Raw genomic sequence first — 18,662 nt, 5'->3', positions numbered from 1 at the left:
GCATCTATGCGGGAACGAGATTTCTGAAAGCCGGTATGTTTCCCATGGACGCGAGCCTCAACCCCAATCCCGCCCCCTCCGCCGCCGACCTCATCAAGGACAGCGACCAGAAGGGCTTCATGCAGGATGTCGTGGCCGCCAGCCGCGAGGTGCCGGTGCTGGTGGACTTCTGGGCCACCTGGTGCGGCCCCTGCAAGCAGCTGACGCCGACGCTGGAGAAGGTCGTGAAGGCCGCCGGCGGCCGCGTGCGGCTGGTGAAGATCGACATCGACCAGAACCGCGCGCTGGTGCAGCAGCTCTCCCAGATGGGCCTGCCGCTGCAGTCGGTGCCGACGGTGGTGGCCTTCTGGCAGGGCCAGATCGCCGACCTCTTCCAGGGCGCCCTGCCGGAATCCGAGGTGAAGAAGTTCATCGAGGGCCTGCTGAAGGTGGCCGGCGGCCAGATGCCCGGCGCCGATCTGCTGGCCGAGGCCAAGGCCGCGGCCGAGGAAGGCGACCACCAGACGGCGCTGGAGATCTTCGCCGCCCTGGCGCAGCAGGAACCCGAGAATCCCGAGGCCTATGCCGGCCTGGCCCGCGCCCTGATGAACCTGGGGCAGGAGGAGCAGGCGCTGGCGGTGCTGGACCAGGTGCCGGAGAAGCTGCGTACCCACGCAGAGGTGACAGGCGTGCGCAGCGCCCTGGAACTGGCCGCCGAGGGCCGCAAGGCGCGGGAGCGCCTATCCGAGTTCGAATCGCGCCTCGCCGCCAATGAAGACGACCACGAGGCGCGGATCGAGCTGGCCGTGGCGCTGAATGCCATGGACCGCCGGGCCGAGGCGGCCGAGGCGCTGCTGGCCGCCATCAAGCGCGACCGCGCCTGGAACGAGGAAGCGGCGCGCAAGCAGCTGCTGAAGTTCTTCGAGGCCTGGGGCCCGATGGACCCGGCCACGGTGAAGGCGCGGCGCGGCCTTTCCACCCTGCTGTTCCGCTGAGCAGCGGGATGGCCGGCAGCGGGCGGGAGTCTGACTCCGCGATGACCACCCTTCCCGGTGGCCCCGCCCCCCTGCCGGCCGAGATCCCGATCTTTCCCCTGCAGGACGCGCTGCTGCTGCCGGGCGGCCGCCTGCCGCTGAATATCTTCGAGCCGCGTTACCTCGCGATGGTGGAGGATGCTCTGGGCGCCGGCCGCCTGCTGGGCATGGTGCTGCCGGACCCGGCCCTTCCGCGCGTGGCGGGGCGCTCCGGCATCTACCGCACCGGCTGCCTCGGCCGCATCGCCTCCTTCAGCGAGACCGGGGACGGGCGCTACCTGATCACCCTGCTCGGCCTGCTGCGCTACGACGTGCTGGAGGAATTGCCGGACCACCCCGCCGGCTACCGCCGCGTGCGGGCCGATTTCACGCCCTATGAGGCGGACCTGGAGCCGCCGGAGGCGGAGCCGGACCGCACGGCGCTGCTGGCCGCCCTCTGGCCCTATTTCGCCACCCGGCACATCGAGGTCGACCGTGCCGCCATCGAGCGCATCCCGCCCCTGGACCTTGTCACCACGCTCTCCATGATCTGCCCCTTCGAGGGGCGGGAGAAGCAGGCGCTGCTGCTGGCCCCGGACCCGCGCCAGCGCGCCGAACTGCTGACCGCGCTGCTGCGGATCGGCGCGGCCTCCAGCGATGCGCCGGGGCGCCCCATCTGACCACGGCCCGCGGCGATGCGAGTTGACGGCCCGCCCGCCATGGCGCAGGAGTCAGGCTCCATGAGCACCCCGACCGATACCCCCGCCTCCGCGCCGCCCGTCGGCGGCCCCGTGGATCCCCGCCTGCTGGAGATCCTGGTCTGCCCCGTGACCAAGGGCCCGCTGGTCTATGACCGCCAGCGCGGCGAGCTGGTCAGCGAGAAGGCGGGCCTCGCCTATCCCATCCGTGACGGCATTCCCATCATGCTGCCGGACGAGGCGCGCCGGCTGGACTGATGTCCGCCGCCCCCACCGAGCTGCGCCTGCGCCGCGCCGAGAAGCTGCTGGAAGTCTCCTTCCCCGATGGCGCGCGCTTCAGCCTGCCGGCCGAGTACCTGCGGGTGGAAAGCCCCTCGGCCGAGGTGCAGGGGCATGGGCCCGGGCAGCGCAAATGGGTGGCTGGCCGGCGGCATGTCGGCATCATCCGGCTGGAACCGGTGGGGCATTACGCGGTGCGACTGATCTTCGACGACCTGCACGACAGCGGCATCTACAGCTGGGCCTATCTGCGCCAGCTGGGGGAAGAGCAGGCGGAGCGCTGGGCGGCCTATGAGGCCGAGCTGGCGGCGCGCGGCCTTTCCCGCGATCCGCCGCCGCGGCGCTGAGCATGACCGAACCACTTTTCGAGGCCGCCGTGATCGGCGGCGGATTCGCCGGCACCTCGCTGGCTTTGCAATGGCGGGCGCAACTGCCGCCCGGGGCGCGCATCGCGCTCTTCGAATCCGGGCCACGGCTGGGGCCGGGCCTGGCCTATGGCACCACCGACCCCGGCCATGTGCTGAACGTGCCCGCCGGCAGCATGAGCCTGTGGCCCACGCAGCCCGCCAGCTTCACCGAATGGCTTGCCACCCGCCCCGATGCGCCGGAAGCGCCGCCCGAGGGTGGCCCGATCTTCGCGCCGCGCCAGCTTTTCGGCGCCTATCTGGAAGACCAGCTCGCCGCCGCCCTCGAAGGCGCCGGTGCCGCCATCCAGCCGCTGCGCCAGCCGGTGGAGGCGGTGGAACGGCTGCCCGACGGCGGCTTCCGGCTGCGCTCCGGTGCCGAATCCTGGCAGGCGAAGCGGGTGGTGCTGGCGGTGGGCGGCTTCGCGGCCAGGTCCGGTGCCGGCGAACCGCCGCATCTGGCCGGCAATCCCTGGGACCCCGCGACGCTGGAAGGCATCGACCCCGAGGCCCCGGTGCTGCTGGTCGGCATGGGGCTGACCATGGTGGATATGCTGCTCTCGCTGCGGCGGCGCGGCCACCGGGGCAAGGTCATCGGCATCTCCCGCCACGGCTGGCTGCCGTCGGCGCATCCGGCCGGCCCGCTGCCGCCGCCCTGGCCGGTGGAGCCGCCGGACGGCGTCAGCCCCGTGGCGCTCTGCGGCCTGCTGCGCCGCGCCATGGCCGAGGCCACGGCCGCCGGCCGGCCCTGGCAGGCGGTGATCGACGGCATCCGCCCGCATGTGCAGCGCATCTGGCGTGGCTGGAACCTGCAGCAGCGCGCCAGCTTCCTGCGCCATGGCCGCAGCCTCTGGAATTTGCACCGGCACCGGCTGGCGCCCTCGGTCGCGCGCTTCGTGGCGGAGCAGCGGGCTTCCGGCGCATTGGAAACCCTGGCGGCGCGGCTGGGCGAATGGCAGCCGGCGCCGGATGGCACGGTCTCCGCCACCCTGCGCCTGCGTGGCGGCGGGGAAAGGCAGCTTTCGGTGGGCCGCATCATCCTCTGCATCGGTCCCGATGGCGGCAGCGGCTGGCGGGAGGCGGCGCCGGTGCCGGCGCTGCTGGAAGCCGGGCTGGCGCGGCCGGACCCGCTGGGCCTGGGGCTGGAAGTGGCGGGGCCGGACGGCACGCTGCTGGATGCCGAAGGGCAGCCGGTGCCCGGCCTGCAGGCGATCGGACCCCTGACGCGCGGCGGGCTCTGGGAGATCACGGCGGTGCCGGAGATCCGCAGCCAGGCCGCCCTGGTGGCGGGTGCCTGAGATGGACACGCTCGCCCCCGAGGACATCACGCTGTCCGACCGTCTGGAGGCCGCCTCCCGCCGCCATGCGCTGCCCTGCGGCGCCGGCGAGATGGTCTGGCATGAATGGGGCGCGCCGGATGCGCCGCCAATGCTGCTGCTGCATGGCGGCGCCGGCTCCTGGCGCCATTGGGCGCGCAATGTCGAGGCCCTGGCCACGCGCCGCCGCGTGCTGGCGCCGGACCTGCCGGGCCTGGGCGAATCGGCACCGCCACGGGCGGGCATCGACCTGCCCGGCTATGCCGCGCTGATCATGGCGGGCTTCCGGACCCTGGTGGGGGAGGCGGCGCGCTACGACCTCGCCGGCTTTTCCTTTGGCGCCATCATCTCTGGCCAGATCGCCTCGGAAGCGGATGCGCGGCTGCGCTCGGTGACGCTGCTGGGCGCCGGCGGCATGGGGCTGGCGCGGATTCCGGTGCGGCTGGCGAAGGTGCGGGACAAGCGCGGCGAGGAACGGCAGGCCGCGCATCGCGCCAACCTCGCCATGCTGATGATCGGCGACCCGGCGCGGATCGACGCGCTGGCGATGCACATCCAGGAATGGAACAGCGACCGCGCGCGGCTGAACAGCCGTGGCCTGGTGACCGAGGGCGCGCTGCGGCGCCTGCTGCCCGGCATCCGGGCGCCGCTGGCCATGGTCTATGGCGAGCGCGATGCCATCGCCTATCCCTTCATGGAGCAGCGCGAGGCGGCGCTGGCTTCGGCGCTGCCGGGATCGAGCTTCCAGGTCATCCCACGCGCCGGCCATTGGGTGCAGTTCGAGGCGGCGGAGGCCATCAATGCCCTGCTGCTGCGCCGGCTGGACGGGGCGGAACCGCCGGCTTAGCCTTTCCCCTGCAAGGAACAGGGGAAGCCGATATGCGCTTCGGCATCGGGGACGCGGTGGTGGATGTCATCGCCGATATCGACCGCTTCGCATTGCCCGCGGGCTTCCTGCCGGATTGCGACCTCGAGGCCCTGCTGCCGCACCGGGACCTGCTGGAACCGGACCACGTGGATTTCGCCGGGGGCACCTTCCTGCTGGGCGTGCAGGCTCTGCTGCTGCGCGTCGCCGGGCTGGTGGTGCTGGTGGATACCTGCGTCGGCGAGAACAAGTCCCGCCCCAACCATCCCGCCTGGCATGAGCGCAGCGCCACCGGCTTCCTGGAGCGGCTGGCCGCCGCCGGCGTGGCGCCGGAAGCAGTGGACGTGGTTTTCTGCACCCATCTGCATGCCGACCATGTCGGCTGGAACACCCGCCTGCTGAACGGCCGCTGGGTGCCCACCTTCCCGCGCGCCCGCTACCTCATCGGCAAGCGGGAACTGGCGCAGTGGATGGGGCGCGCGCAGCAGGACCCCGGCGTCAACCACGGCTCCCATGCCGACAGCCTCCTGCCGGTGCTGGAAGCCGGGCTGGTGGAGACGGTGGAGGATGGCTACGAACTGGCCCCCGGCGTGACCCTGGTGCCGCTGCCCGGCCATACCAAGGGCCAGATGGGCCTGCGGCTGGAGCGTAATGGCGCCCGCGCCATCTTCTGCGGCGATGCCATCCACACGCCGGTGCAGGTGCTGCGGCCGGAATGGTCCAGCCGCGTCTGTGCCGACCCCCTGGCCGCCGCCGCCACGCGGCGCGAGCTGCTGGAATGCGCCGCCGAGGACGGCACGCTGCTGGTGCCGGCGCATTTCCGCAACTGCGGCTGCGCCCGCGTGCGGCGGGAAGGCGGGGGCTTCCTGCTGGTCTTCGGCCCCGGCTGAAGCCCCCGTCGCGGCTCAGGCCCGCGCCAGGATCGCCTGCGCCTTCAGGATCACCGGACGGTCCACCATCTCGCCGCCCACGGCCACGGCGGCATTATCGGCGCCGCCGGTCGCGGCCTCGACGATGCGGCGGGCCCAGGCGATCTCGGATTCGCTCGGCATGAAGCCGGCATTCACCGCCGCCACCTGCTTCGGATGGATGCAGAGCTTGCCGCCGAAGCCGAAGGCGCGGGCGCGGGCCGTGTCGCCCGCCAGCAACTCGGCATTGTCCAGCGCGGCGGTGACGCCATCCACGGGGGAAGCCGCGCCGCCGAGGCGGGAGGCGAAGACGAGCTGGGAGCGGAAGGCGGCCAGCGGCGCCCCTTCCTCCGGGATGCCGAGGTCGAGCTGGAAATCCACCGAGCCGAAGGCCAGCCGCACCACGCCGGGCGCCGCTGCCAGCGCGGCGGCCTCGGCCAGCCCGCGCGCGGTTTCCACCAGCGGCACCAGCGCCGCCCGCGGCGCGGCCTGGTGCAGCCGGGCGAGGGCGGCGGGCGACTCGGCCTTGGGCAGCAGGATGCCGCCCACCGAGGCCTGTGCCACCAGGGCCAGATCGGCCTCCAGATAGGGCGAATCGGCGGCATTGACGCGCAGCAGCACCGGGCGCGGCGCTGTGGGCAGCCAGGCGGCGATGGCGGCGCGGGCCTCTTCCTTGCGCCCAGGGGCGACGGCGTCCTCCAGGTCGATGATCACCTGATCGGCCCCGGCGGCCAGGGCCTTGCCGAAGCGCTCCGGCCGGTCCCCGGGAACAAAGAGAAAGGAGCGCGCGGCGGCGATGGCCTCAATGGCGGACATGGTGCTTCCCTTGGTCGTTCTGGCGGCGAAGGCTAGGCCGCGAGGGCGCGGGGAGAAAGCCATCACATGATCGCGGGCTTCTCCACCGGCGCGCTGCGGGCGGCGGCGGCGGCCTGTTCCGGCGGCAGGGCCGGGTCCCAGAGGCGGGCGATGAAGCGCTGCCCATTGGCCGGTGCCGAGGCGGTGGAGGCCAGCCAGACCATCGGCGGGCCCATCAGCGCGGGGTCCAGCAGGTTGCCGTCGGCGCCGCGCCGGCTGGCGCCGCCGGGCAGCAGCTCGGTATTCGCGGCGCCGCCCGGCAGCAGCACATTCACCGTCACGCCCGTGCCCGCCACATCCTGCGCCCAGCAGCGCGAGGCCGCCTCCAACCCCGCCTTGCTGGGGCCGTAGGGCGCGTAGCCCCGCCGCACCATGGTCTGGTCGCTGGTGGAGATATTGACGATGCGGCCATCCCGCTGCGCCAGCAGATGCGGCATGGCGGCAGCGGCCATGTTGAAGGCGCCGTTGAGGTTGATGTCGGTGATCAGCGCCCAGGTTTCCGGCGGCACGGTCCAGAAGGGCACCGGCTCGGTGGTGAAGCGCTCGCTGACCAGGCGCATGCCACGCCCGGCATTGTTCACCACGCCATGCAGGGCGCCGAAGCGTTCCAGCGCGATGGCGACGGCGCGGGCGCAATCGGCTGGGCGTGTCACATCGGCGGTGATGGCCGCCAGCCGGCCGGGGCCATGCGCCGCCGCCGCCGCCTGTTCCGCCGCCTCCAGTTCCGCCGCGGCGCGGGCGCCGGTGATCAGCACGCGGCCGCCCGCGGCGAGCAGCGCCTGCGCCATGGCGAGGCCGAGGCCACGCCCGCCGCCGGTGACGATCACGACGCGGTCCTGCAACATGCTATGGTCCTTTTGTGGAATCTGGCGTGGCGACGCCATGGAATGGGAAGCCATCATGTCGAATGCGGCGGAACGCGCCTATCAGAGCATCCGCCAGCGGATCATGGACGGCAGCTTCGCTCCTGGCACGCCCTTGCGGGAAGAGATGCTGGCGGGCGAGATCGGCGTCAGCCGCACGCCGGTGCGCGACGCGCTGCGCCGCCTGCTGGCCGATGGGCTGGTGGAAAGCACGCGCAACCGCGGCACCTTTGTTGCCGAGATCACCAGCGACGATCTGCACGAGGTCTATCATCTGCGCGCCACGCTGGAGGGTTTCGCGGCGAGCCGCGCCGCCACCCGCATCACCGCCGAGGAAATCGCGGCGCTGGAACGGCTGGCGGATGAGATGGAAGCGCTCGACAGCAGCGGCACGGATCTTGAGGCCCGCACGGTCCGCTTCCATGCGCTGAACACCGAGTTCCATACGGTGGTAGTGCGCGCCGCGCGGTCCCGCCGCCTGGAGGGGATGCTGGGCTGGGCCTTCCAGGTGCCGCTGGTGCTGCTGAAGCAGTACCGGATGCAGGAATGGGTCAACATCGCCCGCTCCAACCGCCAGCACCGCGACATCATCGAGGCCCTGGCCGCCCGCAACCCGGAATGGGCGGGGCTGATGATGGGCGCGCATCTGAACGCCACGCGGCCGGCCAGCCTGATGGCGGAGATGGAGCGCAAGATGGCTGCGTTTGTACACAATGAAGGCCAAGCTAGCCCATAAAAGCGTCATCGGGCTAAGCGAAACCGGCTGCAAATTCGCTGTTCGGCCATTTTTGTGATGCGCTGACGGAAAAAACTGTACACAATGATCCCGATCAATGCGGCAACGGGGGATCTCCGGGGTGCAGTACGATTTCGTGCCGATGCCGGCGCGCAAGCCTCTGAAATGGCCGAACGGCGCCCGCATCGCCCTGATGCTGACGACCAATTTCGAGTACTGGGACCGCACCAAGGACACCGACAAGCCCTTCTACCCGGGCGGGCCTTCCATCATCACCGACACCCTGCCGGGCAATGTCTACGACAACCCGAACTGGACCTGGCGCGAATACGGCCAGCGCGTCGGCGTCTGGCGGATGTTCGAATGCTTCGAGCAGGCGGGGGTGCCCACCTCCTGCACCATGAATGCCAAGATGGGGCTGGAGCGCCAGGCGGTGGTGCGGCACGCCATCGACCGCGGCTGGGAACTGGTGGCGCATAACTATGTGCAGACCGACCTACTTTCCAACTACCAGTTCGACATCGAGGGCGAGCGGCAGGTGATCCGCGAAACCTTGCGGGTCTATGAGGAGGTGGTGGGCCGGAAGGCGCGCGGCTGGCTCTCCTCCTCGCTGCGCTCCACCCCCAACACCGCCGATATCCTGGCGGAGGAGGGGCTCTCCTTCCTCACCGACCTGCTGAACGACGACCAGCCCTACCTGATCCGCACCGAATGCGGCAGGCCGCTGGTCTCCATCCCCTATACGTCCGAGGTCAACGACTTCACGGTCTTCCTGCGCCAGGGCAAGGATGTCGATGGCGCCTTCCGGGTCTTCAAGGAACAGTTCGACGAACTGTACCGGGAGGGCGCCACCAGCGGCCGGCTGATGAATATCGGGCTGCACCCGCATGTCATCGGCCAGCCCTTCCGCATCCGCGCGCTGCGCGACTTCATCGCCTATGCCAAGAGCTTCCCGGATGTCTGGTGGGCGACGCGGGAGGAGATCGCCGACTGGTACCTGGAGAATCACGCCGGGCATATCGGATGATCCTTCTCCAGCAGATCATCAACGGGTTGATGCTGGGCGGCCTCTACGCGCTGGTCGCCGTCTCCTTCACCTTTGTTATCGGCATGCTGAACTTCCTGAACTTCAGCATCCCCGGCATCTTCATGCTGGGCGGCATGCTGAGCTGGGCGCTGATGGTGCAATACGCGCTGCCCTGGTACGCCGCCGTGCCGCTGGCGCTGCTGGCCGGCATCCTGGCCTCGCTGCTGGTGGAGCGTTTTACTTATCGCTACATGCGGACCCGCTTCGGTGATGCGACGGAACACGCCATCCCGCTGGTCAGTTCCATCGGCTTCCTGATCCTGTTCCAGGGCCTGGTGCAGATCCGCTGGGGCGCCGACCTGCACAACTTTCCCTCGCCCTGGGAGAATACCAGCCTGCGCATCGGCGGGCTGCTGATCAGCGTGCCGCAGGTGATCTCGCTGGCGCTGGCGCTGACTTTGGTCTTCGGCCTCACGGTGCTGCTGCGCAGCACCTCGCTCGGCCGTTCCCTGCGCGCGGTGGCGGAAAGCCCGGATACGGCGCAGCTTCTCGGCATCGACCTGCCGCGGCTGATCCCGGCGGTGTTTGTGGTCGCCGGGCTGCTTTCGGCGCTGGCGGGCGTATTGTTCGCGCTGAACTACCTGCAGGTCTCGCCCGTGATGGGCGACGAGATTTCCTCCTTCGCCATGGCGGCCATGGTGGTGGGCGGGCTCGGCAGCGTCTGGGGCGCCATCGCCGGCGGGCTGCTGCTGGGGCTGCTGGAAGTGCTGACCATCTTCTTCCTGGGCGCCAAGGTCATCAAGCCGGTGGTCTGGGGCGCGCTGTTCCTGCTGATCCTGCTGCGGCCGCAGGGGCTGTTCGGCAAGCCCTCCGTCGGGCGGGGGAAGTTCTGAGCCATGAGCGGTTATCTCGCTGGCATCCTGGCCCTTTTCTCCATCAACCTGCTGCTGGCCTATGCGGTCTTCCTGCCGGCGGCGGCGGGCATGCTGAACCTGGGCGCGGCCGGCTTCATGGCCATCGGCGCCTATGTCTCCGCCTATCTCGACGTGGAATACGGGTTGCCGCTGCCGCTCTGCCTGCTGGCCGGCACCGCCGCCAGCACGGTCATGGGCTGCCTGATCGCCTTTCCCATCCTGCGCACGCGCGGCGTCTACATGGTGCTGGCGACGCTGGCTTTTGGCGAGATCGTGGCGGGCCTGCTGATCAACATGGAAGCGGTGGGCGGCGCCGCCGGCTATCCCGTCACCAGCTTCATCGACATGCCGGCGATTGCCGCGCTGGCGGCCTGCGGCGTGCTGCTGGTGGTCTATATCCTTTCCACCCGCTTCGGCCTCGCCATGCGCTCCATCCATGACGATGAGCAGGCGACGGCGCTGTTCGGCATCCATGTGCGGCGGGTGAAGGTGCTGGCCTTCACCATCGGCGCCGGCTTCGCCGGGCTGGCGGGGGCGCTCTACGGCCACCACTACAACTATATCGAGGTGGCCAACTTCAACCTGATGCTCAGCACCTATACGCTGCTCTATGTTCTGATCGGCGGCACCCAGACCGCCTTCGGGCCGCTGGTGGGCGCCGCCATCTTCTCCCTGCTGCCGGAAGTGCTGCGCGGCAGCGAGCAATGGCGCTTCGTGATCTTCGCCGTGCTGATCATCGCCGTCATGGCGCTGCGGCCGGAAGGCGTGGTGACGCGGCACGGCCTCGCGCGCCTCTTCGGCCGCAAGCGGGAGGCCGGCTGATGGCGGACCTGCTGACACTGGATGGCGTCTCGAAATCCTTCGGCGGCCTCAAGGTCATCCAGGACTTCAGCCTCTCGGTCGCACCCGGTTCGCGCATCGGGCTGATCGGGCCCAATGGCGCCGGCAAGACCACGGTCTTCAACCTGATCACCGGCGTCTATCCCGTCACCGCCGGCCGCATCCTGATGGGCGGCGAGGATATCACCCGCCTGCCGGACTGGCGCCGCGCACGGCATGGCATGGCGCGGAGCTTCCAGAATATCCGCCTGATGCCGCATCTCTCGGCGGTGGAGAACATCATGCTGGGCCAGCACCTGCGCGCCCGGCGCTGGTGGGACCAGATGGCGCCACTGGGGCTGATGCCGCGCAACCGCTGGAAGCGTGACGCCGTGGCGGCGCTGGAGGCCGCAGGCCTCGCCCGCTATGCCGATGCGCTGGTCTATAACCTGCCTTACGGCGTGCAGAAGCGGCTGGAGCTGGTGCGCGCCGCCGTGGCCGGCGCCCGGCTGCTGATGCTGGACGAGCCCGCCGCCGGCCTGAACCCCACCGAGCGCGAGGAACTGCTGGCGCATATCGAGGGCCTGACCAGCGGTGGCACCGCCCTGCTGGTGGTGGAGCATGAGATGGGCTTCGTCCGCCGCCTCTGCGAACGCGTGGTGGTGCTGAACTTCGGCCAAAAGATCGCTGAGGGCCGGCCGGAGGAGGTGCAGCGCGATCCGCAGGTGCTGGAAGCCTATCTCGGCACCGGCGCCGCCACGGGGGCCGCCGCCGATGCTGCTTGAGGTCGAGGACCTGCATGTCCGCTACGGCCGCACCCATGCGGTGGCCGGCGCCACGCTCTCCGTGGCCGAGGGCGAGATCGTGGCGGTGCTGGGCGCCAATGGCGCCGGCAAGTCCTCGCTGCTGAAGGCCATCCTGGGCACGGTGAAGCCGGCTGGCGGGCGCATCCGCTTCGCGGGCGCCGAGATCACCCAGGCCCCGGTGCCGCAGCGCATCCGCGATGGGCTGGTGCTGGTGCCGGAAGGCCGGCGCATCCTGGTCTCCATGACCATCGAGGAGAACCTGCTGCTCGGCGCCGGGCTGCGGCGGGACCGCGCCACCCTGCCGCGCGAGATGGATGCCATCTACGACCGCTTCTCCAATCTCGCGGCGCGGCGGGACATGCCGGCGGCGGTGCTCTCGGGCGGCGAGCAGCAGATGCTGGCCATCGGCCGCGCCATGCTGGCCAAGCCGCGGCTGATGATGCTGGACGAACCCTCCCTCGGCCTCTCGCCGCTGCTGGTGGACCGCGTCTTCTCCCTGCTGCGGGAGCTGAACGGGGGCGGCATGGCGGTGCTGCTGGTGGAGCAGAACACCCGCAAGACGCTGGAGCTGGCCGCGCGTGGCTCCGTGCTGGAGCTCGGGCGCATGGTGATGGCGGGCAGCGCGGCGTCGCTGCTGGCCGATGAGGGGCTGCAACGCGCCTATCTCGGCGCCGGCTGACACATCCAGGCGAAGGATCAGGATCATGGCGATCAAGCGACGCGATCTGATGGCGGCCACGGCGGCGGCGCTCGCCCTGCCGGCGCTGCGCAACCCCGCCCTGGCAGCGGCGGATGAGCTGGTGATCGGCTTTTCCCATGTCGCCACCGGGCCGCTGCAATCCCTGTTGATCACCAACAAGGTGCCCATGGAGATGGCGCTGGCCGACATCAACGCGGCCGGCGGCGTCAACGGCAAGAAGCTGCGCGTCTCCACCTTCGACACCGCCGGCGATCCGCGCCAGGCCCAGGTGGCGGTGCGGCGCTTCGCGGAAGACGAAGGCGCGCTCTGTATCCTCGGCCCCGCATCCTCCGGCGAATGCCGCGTGGCCTTCCCGGCGGGGGAGCGTCTCGGCATCGTGCAATGCTCCAACTCCGCCACCGCGCCGGGCATCACGGACAAGATGACCTTCGCCTTCCGCGACACCTCGGACGAGCTGACGCAGTTCCGCCGGCTGCTGAAGGTGATGAAGGCCAAGGGCATGGCGGCCGGCAGCGCCTCCATCATCTATGCGACGGACGAGTTCATCTCCAAGACACTGGGGGAGAGCGTCTTTCCCCAGGCCTTCAAGGAAGCCGGCATCCCGGTGGCCAAGGCGGTGGGCTTCCCCATCCAGGCCTTCGACGTCTCCGCCCAGGTGGGCGAGCTGATGCGCAACCCGACCGATATTGTGGCGCTGGGCGGCACCATCGAGCCGGCGGTGAAGGTGCTGAAGGAGTTGCGCCGCCAGGGCCACAAGGGCCGCATGATCGGCAGCGGCGTGATGTCCGACCCCACCCTGCCGGACAAGGTCGGCGCGGATGGGGAAGGCGTGCTCTACCCCAGCTTCTTCTACAGCGGGCTGAACGACCGCACCCGCGCCTTCACCGCCCGCTTCGCCGAAGGCACAAAGCAGGCCGGCCTGCCGCGCACCAGCCCGCACCACACCGATGCCGCCACCTACGACATCGTCCAGATCTATGCCGAGGCGATGCGCCGGGCACAGGTGACCGGCGAGCCCGGCAAGCTGAAGGCCGAGCGCATCGCCATCCGCGACCAGATGCAGAAGATGGAAAGCTGGAACTGGGAAGGCGTGCTGGGCCGCACCTGGTTCTACCCCGATGGCGCCGCCCGCCTGCCCGCGCATGTCATCGAGGTGCGCGACGGCAAGCTGCAGCTCCTTGATTCGCTCTACGAGGGCTGAGGGATGGACCTGACCCGCCTGGGCCCGGAGCCCGGCGCACGCTGCCTGGTGCTGGGCGGCTGCGGCGGTATCGGCCGTGCCTATGTCAGCGGCCTGCTGGCCGCCGGGGCCCGCGTCGCCGTGCTGGACCTGCCGGCCTCCATGGCCGAGCGCCCGCCGGAGCCAGGCGTCGAGGCCGTGCCGGTGGATGCCACGGACGAGGCCTGCGTCACCCATGCCATCGAGCAAGTGGGCGAAGCCTGGGGCGGCATCGATGTCTTCGCCTTCCTCACCGGCATGAACACCGGGCTGAAGCCGCTGGCGGAGATGACCACCGCCGATATCCGCACGGTGCTGGAAATCAACCTCGTCTCCGCCTTCACCACCACCCGCGCGGCGCTGCCTTACCTGAAGCGCTCCCCGGCGGCCGCGGCGGTCTATGTCTCCTCCGGCCTGCATGCCTTCGTGGAGCCGGGCTTTTCCGCCTACAGCGCCTCCAAGGGCGGCCTGGTCTCGCTGATGAAGGTGGTGGCCAAGGAGGGCGCGCCAACGCTGCGCGCCAATGCCGTCGCCCCCGGCGCGGTGGAGACCGCCTTCCTGACCGGCGGCCTCGGCCATGGCGGCAAGGAGGGCGAGCCCGGGGCCTTCATCAGGCAGTTCGGCGACGCGCATGCGGAAAAGGTGCTCTCCTCCATCCCGCTGCGCCGCATCGCGCAGCCGGAGGATGTGGCGGCGCCGATGCTCTTCCTCAGCGGCCCGGCCTCGCAATACCTGACGGGGCAGGTGATCTACGTGAACGGGGGTCGCTTCGCCCCATGAGCCTGGCACCTGTCACCAGCGCTGCCTCGGGCATCGGCCGCGCTGCGGCGCGCCGCCTGATGGCACCGTGTGAGCAGGTCAGGTTCATCGCCTCCCTCGCTTCGCCTGCCGCCGCTCCGCCGGCCCGGCAGGTGCCGAACCTCCTCCGGTGGGCGTGCCTTCACCGGATGACGCCCCGCCGCCGAACCTCCGATCGCTGAAAAGGTAGAATTCCTGTGGCTGATGATCTGGCTTCCCCCGCTGTGCTGAAATCCGCCGGCCCCCGCGCGCCGGTGCTGGTGGCGGGTGCCGGGCCTGTTGGGCTGGTGGCCGCCGCCGCGCTGGCCGAGGAAGGCATCCCCGTCACCATCGTCGAGGCCGAGCGCGACCTGCCGGACGGGCTGCGCGCCTCCACCTTTCACCCGCCGACGCTGGACATGCTGGACCGCTTCGGCCTGTCCAGCATCCTGGTGGAGCAGGGGCTGATCTGTCCGCAATGGCAGTTCCGCGACCGCCGCGATGGCCCCGTCGCCACCTTCGACCTGTCGCTGCTGGCCGGCGAGACGGCGCATCCCTACCGCCTGCAATGCGAGCAATGGCGCCTGACCCGCCTGCTGCGGGACCGGTTGATCGAGAACCCCGCCGTCAACTTCATGTACGATGCCCGCGCCGTGGATGCGTCGCAGGATGCCGATGGCGTGACGCTGGTGATCGAGCGCCCCGACGGTTCCCGTGAATCGCTGCAGGGTTCCTGGCTGATCGGCGCCGATGGCGCGCGCAGCGCCGTGCGCAAGGCGACAGGCATCGGCTTTGAGGGGCAGACGATTCCGGAACTCTACCTGACCTGCTCGACCACCTTCCAATATCAGGAGGCGATGCCGGACCTCACCAACATCGCCTATATCTCCGACCCCGAGGAATGGTTCGTGCTGCTGCGCACCACCAGCGTGTGGCGCCTGCTGCTGCCGACCGATGCCAATGAGCCGGAAGAGGTGATGCTCTCCGACGCCCGAATCCAGCAGCGCATGCAGGAAGTGCTGCCCAAGGCCGGCGATTACGAGATCCGCCACCGTACCGCCTACCGCGTGCATGAGCGGGTGGCGGAGCGGTATGTCAGCGGCCGCATCCTGCTGGCGGGCGACGCCGCGCATGTGAACAATCCGCTGGGCGGCATGGGCATGAATGGCGGCATCCACGACGCCTTCAACCTGGCCGAGAAGCTGGCGCAGGTCTGGCACGGCGCCGATGCCGCGCTGATGGGCCGCTACGAGCGACAGCGGCAGAAGGTGGCGCGGGATGTGGTGCAGCAGCAGGCGCTGCGCAACCGCGCCACACTGAACCAGCGGGACCCGGCGGTACGCCGCGCCTCGCTCGACGAGCTGCGCGCCACGGCGGAGAACCCCGCGCGGCACAAGGAGTATCTGATGCGCACTTCCATGATCGCCTCGCTGCGCGCGCTGGACGAGGTGGCCTGAGCGCTAGCCAGGAAAGAGCGGCACGAGGTTCTTGGGCCTGTATTCGATCTCTTCCCCCTCGGTCTCGGCGTCATTGGCCAGCAGGGTGACCTGCTGGCCGAAGCGCTGCGCCAGGCTCGGGTGCAGGCTTTCGTTGACGGTGTCGAGCGGCCTGCCGTCCTTGTCCATCGGGCGGTAGAGCCGCTCCAGCACCGTGACCTTGGGCGGTATGTTCCGGATCTGGCGGATGGTCGGCGTCAGCCGGTCCTTGCGGGACCAGTTCAGTCGCGATTCATGCTGCGGCGCCAAGGCGTCTTCCTGCTGCGGCAGCATGTCCCAGTCCAGCTTCAGCCCGGCCTTCTCGGCTTCCTGCGCCATCCAGCGCAGCGGAATGTCGGCCAGCAGCCGGCTGCCATAGCCGCCGCCGACATCGGAATGCGCACCGGCGAACCAGACTTGGCTGACGTCGCAGCCCTTCGGCGCCGCGCCGGTCCAGAGCGTCGGCTCGAACTCGTCGCGATGCTCATCCACCGCCAGGGCATGGCGCCCGACCCGGACGATGCGGGAGGGCGTGGTATCGTGGAACTCGTAGTCCTTGGCGGTCAACTCGTTCAGCACGGTGCCCGGGATGCCCAGCGCGCCCACCGTGTCCCAGACGCCCAGAAACGCGATCTGGATGTCCTGGTGGCAGCGGGAATGGTATCTCCGGCAGAAATCCTCCGGGGAGCGATGGGCTTCCTTGCGGTAGTAATCCCAGGCGATTGAGAGGTCGTCCAGCGTCTGCCGCATCAGCAATCCGCAGGCGCTCATGAAGCCGGCCAGGCTGCGCGCCGTGAAGGCGCCGCGGGAAAATCCGAAAAGGAAGATCTTGTCCCCCGGCACGTAATTCTGCGCCAGGAACATGTAGCCGGAGCGGATATTGTCATCGACGCCTTCGCCGGTTGCGCCGCCGAGCAGTTTCTGCAGCGCAATGCCGGTGGAGCCCACGCCGCGCAGGTAGAGCGTCAGTTGCGGCAGGTCGCCGCTGGTGGCACGCACGGCGCGGGCGATGCGCGCCACATTGGTCTCCGCGCGGCGGCTGTCGGCATTGTTCCAGGTGCCGTCGAAACAGACGATCAGGCGCTTCATCCCCCAGCCCTCCGCAATTTTATTGCGAAAACGGTACAATGAAGCGGCTGTTGCTGGCCAGCGGCAATCGCGGAAGGGCGGGGGGCGCCCCTCCGCAGGCGGTTATTCGGCGGTGGCGCCGGTGGCCTTCACCACGTCGCGCCAGCGCGCGGTCTCGCGCGCCATGTGCTGCGCGAATTCCTCGCGCGTGCTGGGCTTCGGCACCGAGCCCAGCTCGATGATGCGCGCGCGCAGCTCCGGCTCGTTCAGGCTGGCGACGACTTCCTTGTTCAGCCGCTCCAGGATCGGCTCCGGCACGCCGGCGGGCGTGACCATGCCGAACCAGCCGGTGGCGGTGACGTCCACGCCGGCTTCCTGCAAGGTCGGCACCTCCGGGAAGGCGGGCTGGCGTTCGCTGCCGGTGACGGCCAGCGGGCGCATCCGGCCGGACTTCGCCATCTCCGCCACCGCCGAGATCGACTGGAACAGCACCTGCACGCGGCCTTCCAGCATGTCCGTGTTCAACTGGCCGGAGGAGGTATAGGGCACGTGGGACATCTCGATGCCGGTGGTCAGCGCGAATTGCGCCCCCACCAGATGCTGCGAGGAACCCGCGCCCACCGAGCCGAAATTGATCTGCCCGCGATGCTTCTTGGCATATTCAACGAATTCCCTCACCGTCCTCACCGGCAGGCTGGGCGGCACCACCATCAGGTTCGGCACCAGCGCCATCATCGAGACCGGCGCGAAGTCCTTTTCCGGGTCGAAGGGCAGGTTCTTGTAGAGCCACTTGTTAACGGCATTGGAAGCGATCGAGCCCACGCCTACCGTGTAGCCGTCGGGGACGGAGCGCGCGACATTGGTCATGCCGATATTGGTGCCGGCGCCGGGCCGGTCCTCGACCACCACCGGCTGGCCGAGGCGGATGCTCAGGCGCTCCGCCAGCAGGCGCGCGAGCACATCGCCGGCACCGCCGGCCGGGCCCGGATTCACGAAGCGGATGGGACGAGAGGGCCAGGCATCCTGCGCAAATGCTTGCGCCTTGGGCAGGGTGGCGGCGGCAGCGGCAGCCAGAAGGCCGCGGCGCGGGAGTCGGAAGCCAGAAGCAGACGGGTCGGTCAGGGGCATCATGCGGTTTCCTGCTGCACTCCGTGCCATCGTATGCACATGCCGCGCCAGAAGCGCGAAATTTTCGCTTCACCACGCGAATTGGCTGGAATGGCAGCTTGGAATCTGGCTTGCCGCAACAGCAATCTTGCGGCCGCGTCGGTTGCGCCGCAGTCAGCGCAAAGGCACCGCCGGCGTGCCGCCGACGCAAAGCCCGGGCGCGACATCGGAAATCACCGCCGCACCGACGCCCACCACCGCGCGGGCGCCGACCGCGACGCCCGGCTTCAGCGCGGCGCCAAGCCCCACCAGTGCCGTGGCGCCGATGCGCACGCCGCCGCCCAGCACCGCGCCGGGCGCGATATGCACGGCATCCTCCAGCCGCGAATCATGCTCAACAATGCAACCGGTGTTCAGGATGGCGTGCCGCCCCACCTCGGCGGCGGCGCCCACCACCACGCGCGGCAGCAGCACGCTGCCGTCGCCGATGCGCGCGCTGCCCGCCACCACGGCGGAGGGGTGGCGGATCACGGGCAGCGCATAGCCCAGGCTGGCGAGCCACTCGCCCAGCGCCTGCCGCCGCAGGTTGTCGCCCAGCGCCACATGCGCGGCCTCCAGCCCCTGCTGCCGCAGGGCCTCGGCCGCCGCCAGCGGGCCCAGCAGCGGGATGCCGGACAGGCCGGCAGAGGCAGGGTTGTCGTCCAGCACCCCGGCCGGGGGCGGCCAGCCGGCGTCGCGCAGGGTTTCCAGCACCGCGCGGCCATGGCCGCCGGCACCGATCAGCAGGATGTGCATCTGTCTTGTTCCGCTCGCGCTTGGCACCACCCATGGCAT

Annotated in this window: 21 protein-coding genes; 16 read left to right on the top strand and 5 right to left on the bottom strand. The window is 70.0% G+C overall.

Translation table 11 applies throughout. The features are described 5' to 3' along the window. The first annotated feature begins 44 nt into the window (after nt 1-44). Genes EBE87_RS00650 through EBE87_RS00620 form a run of 7 tightly spaced genes read left to right on the top strand, consistent with a single transcriptional unit; the run spans nt 45 to nt 5,444 of the window. Nucleotides 45-974, top strand: coding sequence for a tetratricopeptide repeat protein (locus EBE87_RS00650; RefSeq protein WP_120639206.1), 930 nt, complete (start codon nt 45-47; stop codon nt 972-974). Nucleotides 975-1,015: 41 nt separating this feature from the next. Next, entirely contained in the window at nt 1,016-1,672 is a 657-nt protein-coding gene (locus EBE87_RS00645; RefSeq protein WP_120639205.1) for an LON peptidase substrate-binding domain-containing protein, read from the top strand. A gap of 60 nt (nt 1,673-1,732) precedes the next feature. Continuing rightward, nucleotides 1,733-1,948 carry a Trm112 family protein gene (locus EBE87_RS00640; RefSeq protein ID WP_120639191.1) on the top strand — a complete coding sequence of 72 codons (216 nt, stop codon included), beginning with the start codon at nt 1,733-1,735 and terminating at the stop codon, nt 1,946-1,948. Further along, a complete protein-coding gene (locus tag EBE87_RS00635) occupies nt 1,948-2,316 on the top strand; it encodes a gamma-butyrobetaine hydroxylase-like domain-containing protein (RefSeq protein ID WP_199707518.1) in 369 nt (122 codons plus the stop codon). The genes EBE87_RS00640 and EBE87_RS00635 overlap by 1 nt, the downstream gene beginning before the upstream one ends. Nucleotides 2,317-2,318: 2 nt before the next feature. Beyond that, a complete protein-coding gene (locus EBE87_RS00630) occupies nt 2,319-3,671 on the top strand; it encodes an FAD/NAD(P)-binding protein (RefSeq protein ID WP_122139819.1) in 1,353 nt (450 codons plus the stop codon). A 1-nt stretch (nt 3,672) separates the two neighbouring features. Then, on the top strand, nt 3,673-4,536 hold the full coding sequence (locus EBE87_RS00625; RefSeq protein ID WP_120641155.1) for an alpha/beta fold hydrolase: 864 nt from the start codon (nt 3,673-3,675) through the stop codon (nt 4,534-4,536). Between the two features lie 32 nt (nt 4,537-4,568). Next, entirely contained in the window at nt 4,569-5,444 is an 876-nt protein-coding gene (locus EBE87_RS00620; protein ID WP_120641156.1) for an MBL fold metallo-hydrolase, read from the top strand. A 15-nt stretch (nt 5,445-5,459) separates the two neighbouring features. Here the strand turns inward: EBE87_RS00620 and EBE87_RS00615 are convergent, their stop codons facing one another. Together EBE87_RS00615 and EBE87_RS00610 are read right to left on the bottom strand one after the other, a co-directional pair. Then, entirely contained in the window at nt 5,460-6,278 is an 819-nt protein-coding gene (locus EBE87_RS00615; protein WP_122139818.1) for an HpcH/HpaI aldolase/citrate lyase family protein, read from the bottom strand. 62 nt (nt 6,279-6,340) lie between these two features. After that, the gene (locus tag EBE87_RS00610) at nt 6,341-7,162 is read right to left on the bottom strand and encodes an SDR family NAD(P)-dependent oxidoreductase (RefSeq protein ID WP_122139817.1); all 822 of its coding nucleotides are present in this window, start codon (nt 7,160-7,162) and stop codon (nt 6,341-6,343) included. Nucleotides 7,163-7,199: 37 nt separating this feature from the next. Here EBE87_RS00610 and EBE87_RS00605 point away from each other — a divergent pair, with 37 nt between their 5' ends. The 9 genes from EBE87_RS00605 to EBE87_RS00565 all read left to right on the top strand — a co-directional run bounded on the left by EBE87_RS00605 (nt 7,200) and on the right by EBE87_RS00565 (nt 15,635). Continuing rightward, the gene (locus EBE87_RS00605; RefSeq protein ID WP_158611634.1) at nt 7,200-7,916 is read left to right on the top strand and encodes a GntR family transcriptional regulator; all 717 of its coding nucleotides are present in this window, start codon (nt 7,200-7,202) and stop codon (nt 7,914-7,916) included. 97 nt (nt 7,917-8,013) lie between these two features. Continuing rightward, nucleotides 8,014-8,943, top strand: a complete 930-nt coding sequence (locus EBE87_RS00600; RefSeq protein WP_199707736.1) for a polysaccharide deacetylase family protein — start codon at nt 8,014-8,016, stop codon at nt 8,941-8,943. Then, entirely contained in the window at nt 8,940-9,836 is an 897-nt protein-coding gene (locus tag EBE87_RS00595; RefSeq protein ID WP_120640029.1) for a branched-chain amino acid ABC transporter permease, read from the top strand. Before EBE87_RS00600 ends, EBE87_RS00595 begins: the two co-directional genes overlap by 4 nt. 3 nt (nt 9,837-9,839) lie before the next feature. Continuing rightward, nucleotides 9,840-10,679: a branched-chain amino acid ABC transporter permease gene (locus EBE87_RS00590; RefSeq protein WP_120640028.1), complete on the top strand. Its 840-nt coding sequence runs from the start codon at nt 9,840-9,842 to the stop codon at nt 10,677-10,679. Continuing rightward, nucleotides 10,679-11,461, top strand: coding sequence for an ABC transporter ATP-binding protein (locus tag EBE87_RS00585; RefSeq protein WP_120640027.1), 783 nt, complete (start codon nt 10,679-10,681; stop codon nt 11,459-11,461). The genes EBE87_RS00590 and EBE87_RS00585 overlap by 1 nt, the downstream gene beginning before the upstream one ends. Continuing rightward, a complete protein-coding gene (locus tag EBE87_RS00580; protein ID WP_120640026.1) occupies nt 11,451-12,161 on the top strand; it encodes an ABC transporter ATP-binding protein in 711 nt (236 codons plus the stop codon). Before EBE87_RS00585 ends, EBE87_RS00580 begins: the two co-directional genes overlap by 11 nt. Nucleotides 12,162-12,186: 25 nt before the next feature. After that, the gene (locus EBE87_RS00575) at nt 12,187-13,383 is read left to right on the top strand and encodes an ABC transporter substrate-binding protein (protein ID WP_158600992.1); all 1,197 of its coding nucleotides are present in this window, start codon (nt 12,187-12,189) and stop codon (nt 13,381-13,383) included. A 3-nt stretch (nt 13,384-13,386) separates the two neighbouring features. Then, the gene (locus EBE87_RS00570; RefSeq protein WP_120640024.1) at nt 13,387-14,181 is read left to right on the top strand and encodes an SDR family NAD(P)-dependent oxidoreductase; all 795 of its coding nucleotides are present in this window, start codon (nt 13,387-13,389) and stop codon (nt 14,179-14,181) included. Nucleotides 14,182-14,396: 215 nt separating this feature from the next. Further along, nucleotides 14,397-15,635 (top strand): FAD-dependent oxidoreductase, encoded by a 1,239-nt coding sequence (locus EBE87_RS00565; RefSeq protein WP_233553365.1) that lies wholly within the window; start codon nt 14,397-14,399, stop codon nt 15,633-15,635. A 3-nt stretch (nt 15,636-15,638) separates the two neighbouring features. Here the strand turns inward: EBE87_RS00565 and EBE87_RS00560 are convergent, their stop codons facing one another. The 3 genes from EBE87_RS00560 to EBE87_RS00550 all read right to left on the bottom strand — a co-directional run bounded on the left by EBE87_RS00560 (nt 15,639) and on the right by EBE87_RS00550 (nt 18,623). Next, a complete protein-coding gene (locus EBE87_RS00560; RefSeq protein ID WP_120640023.1) occupies nt 15,639-16,742 on the bottom strand; it encodes a DUF2235 domain-containing protein in 1,104 nt (367 codons plus the stop codon). Nucleotides 16,743-16,844: 102 nt separating this feature from the next. Continuing rightward, a complete protein-coding gene (locus EBE87_RS00555; RefSeq protein WP_158600991.1) occupies nt 16,845-17,852 on the bottom strand; it encodes a Bug family tripartite tricarboxylate transporter substrate binding protein in 1,008 nt (335 codons plus the stop codon). Nucleotides 17,853-18,002: 150 nt separating this feature from the next. Then, nucleotides 18,003-18,623 carry an acetyltransferase gene (locus EBE87_RS00550; RefSeq protein ID WP_158600990.1) on the bottom strand — a complete coding sequence of 207 codons (621 nt, stop codon included), beginning with the start codon at nt 18,621-18,623 and terminating at the stop codon, nt 18,003-18,005. Nucleotides 18,624-18,662 lie beyond the last annotated feature (39 nt).

The organism is Teichococcus wenyumeiae (genome assembly GCF_003696345.1).
In the GTDB taxonomy this organism is placed as follows: Bacteria; Pseudomonadota; Alphaproteobacteria; order Acetobacterales; family Acetobacteraceae; genus Pseudoroseomonas; species Pseudoroseomonas wenyumeiae.
This window is presented reverse-complemented; position numbering and strand designations above follow the sequence as displayed.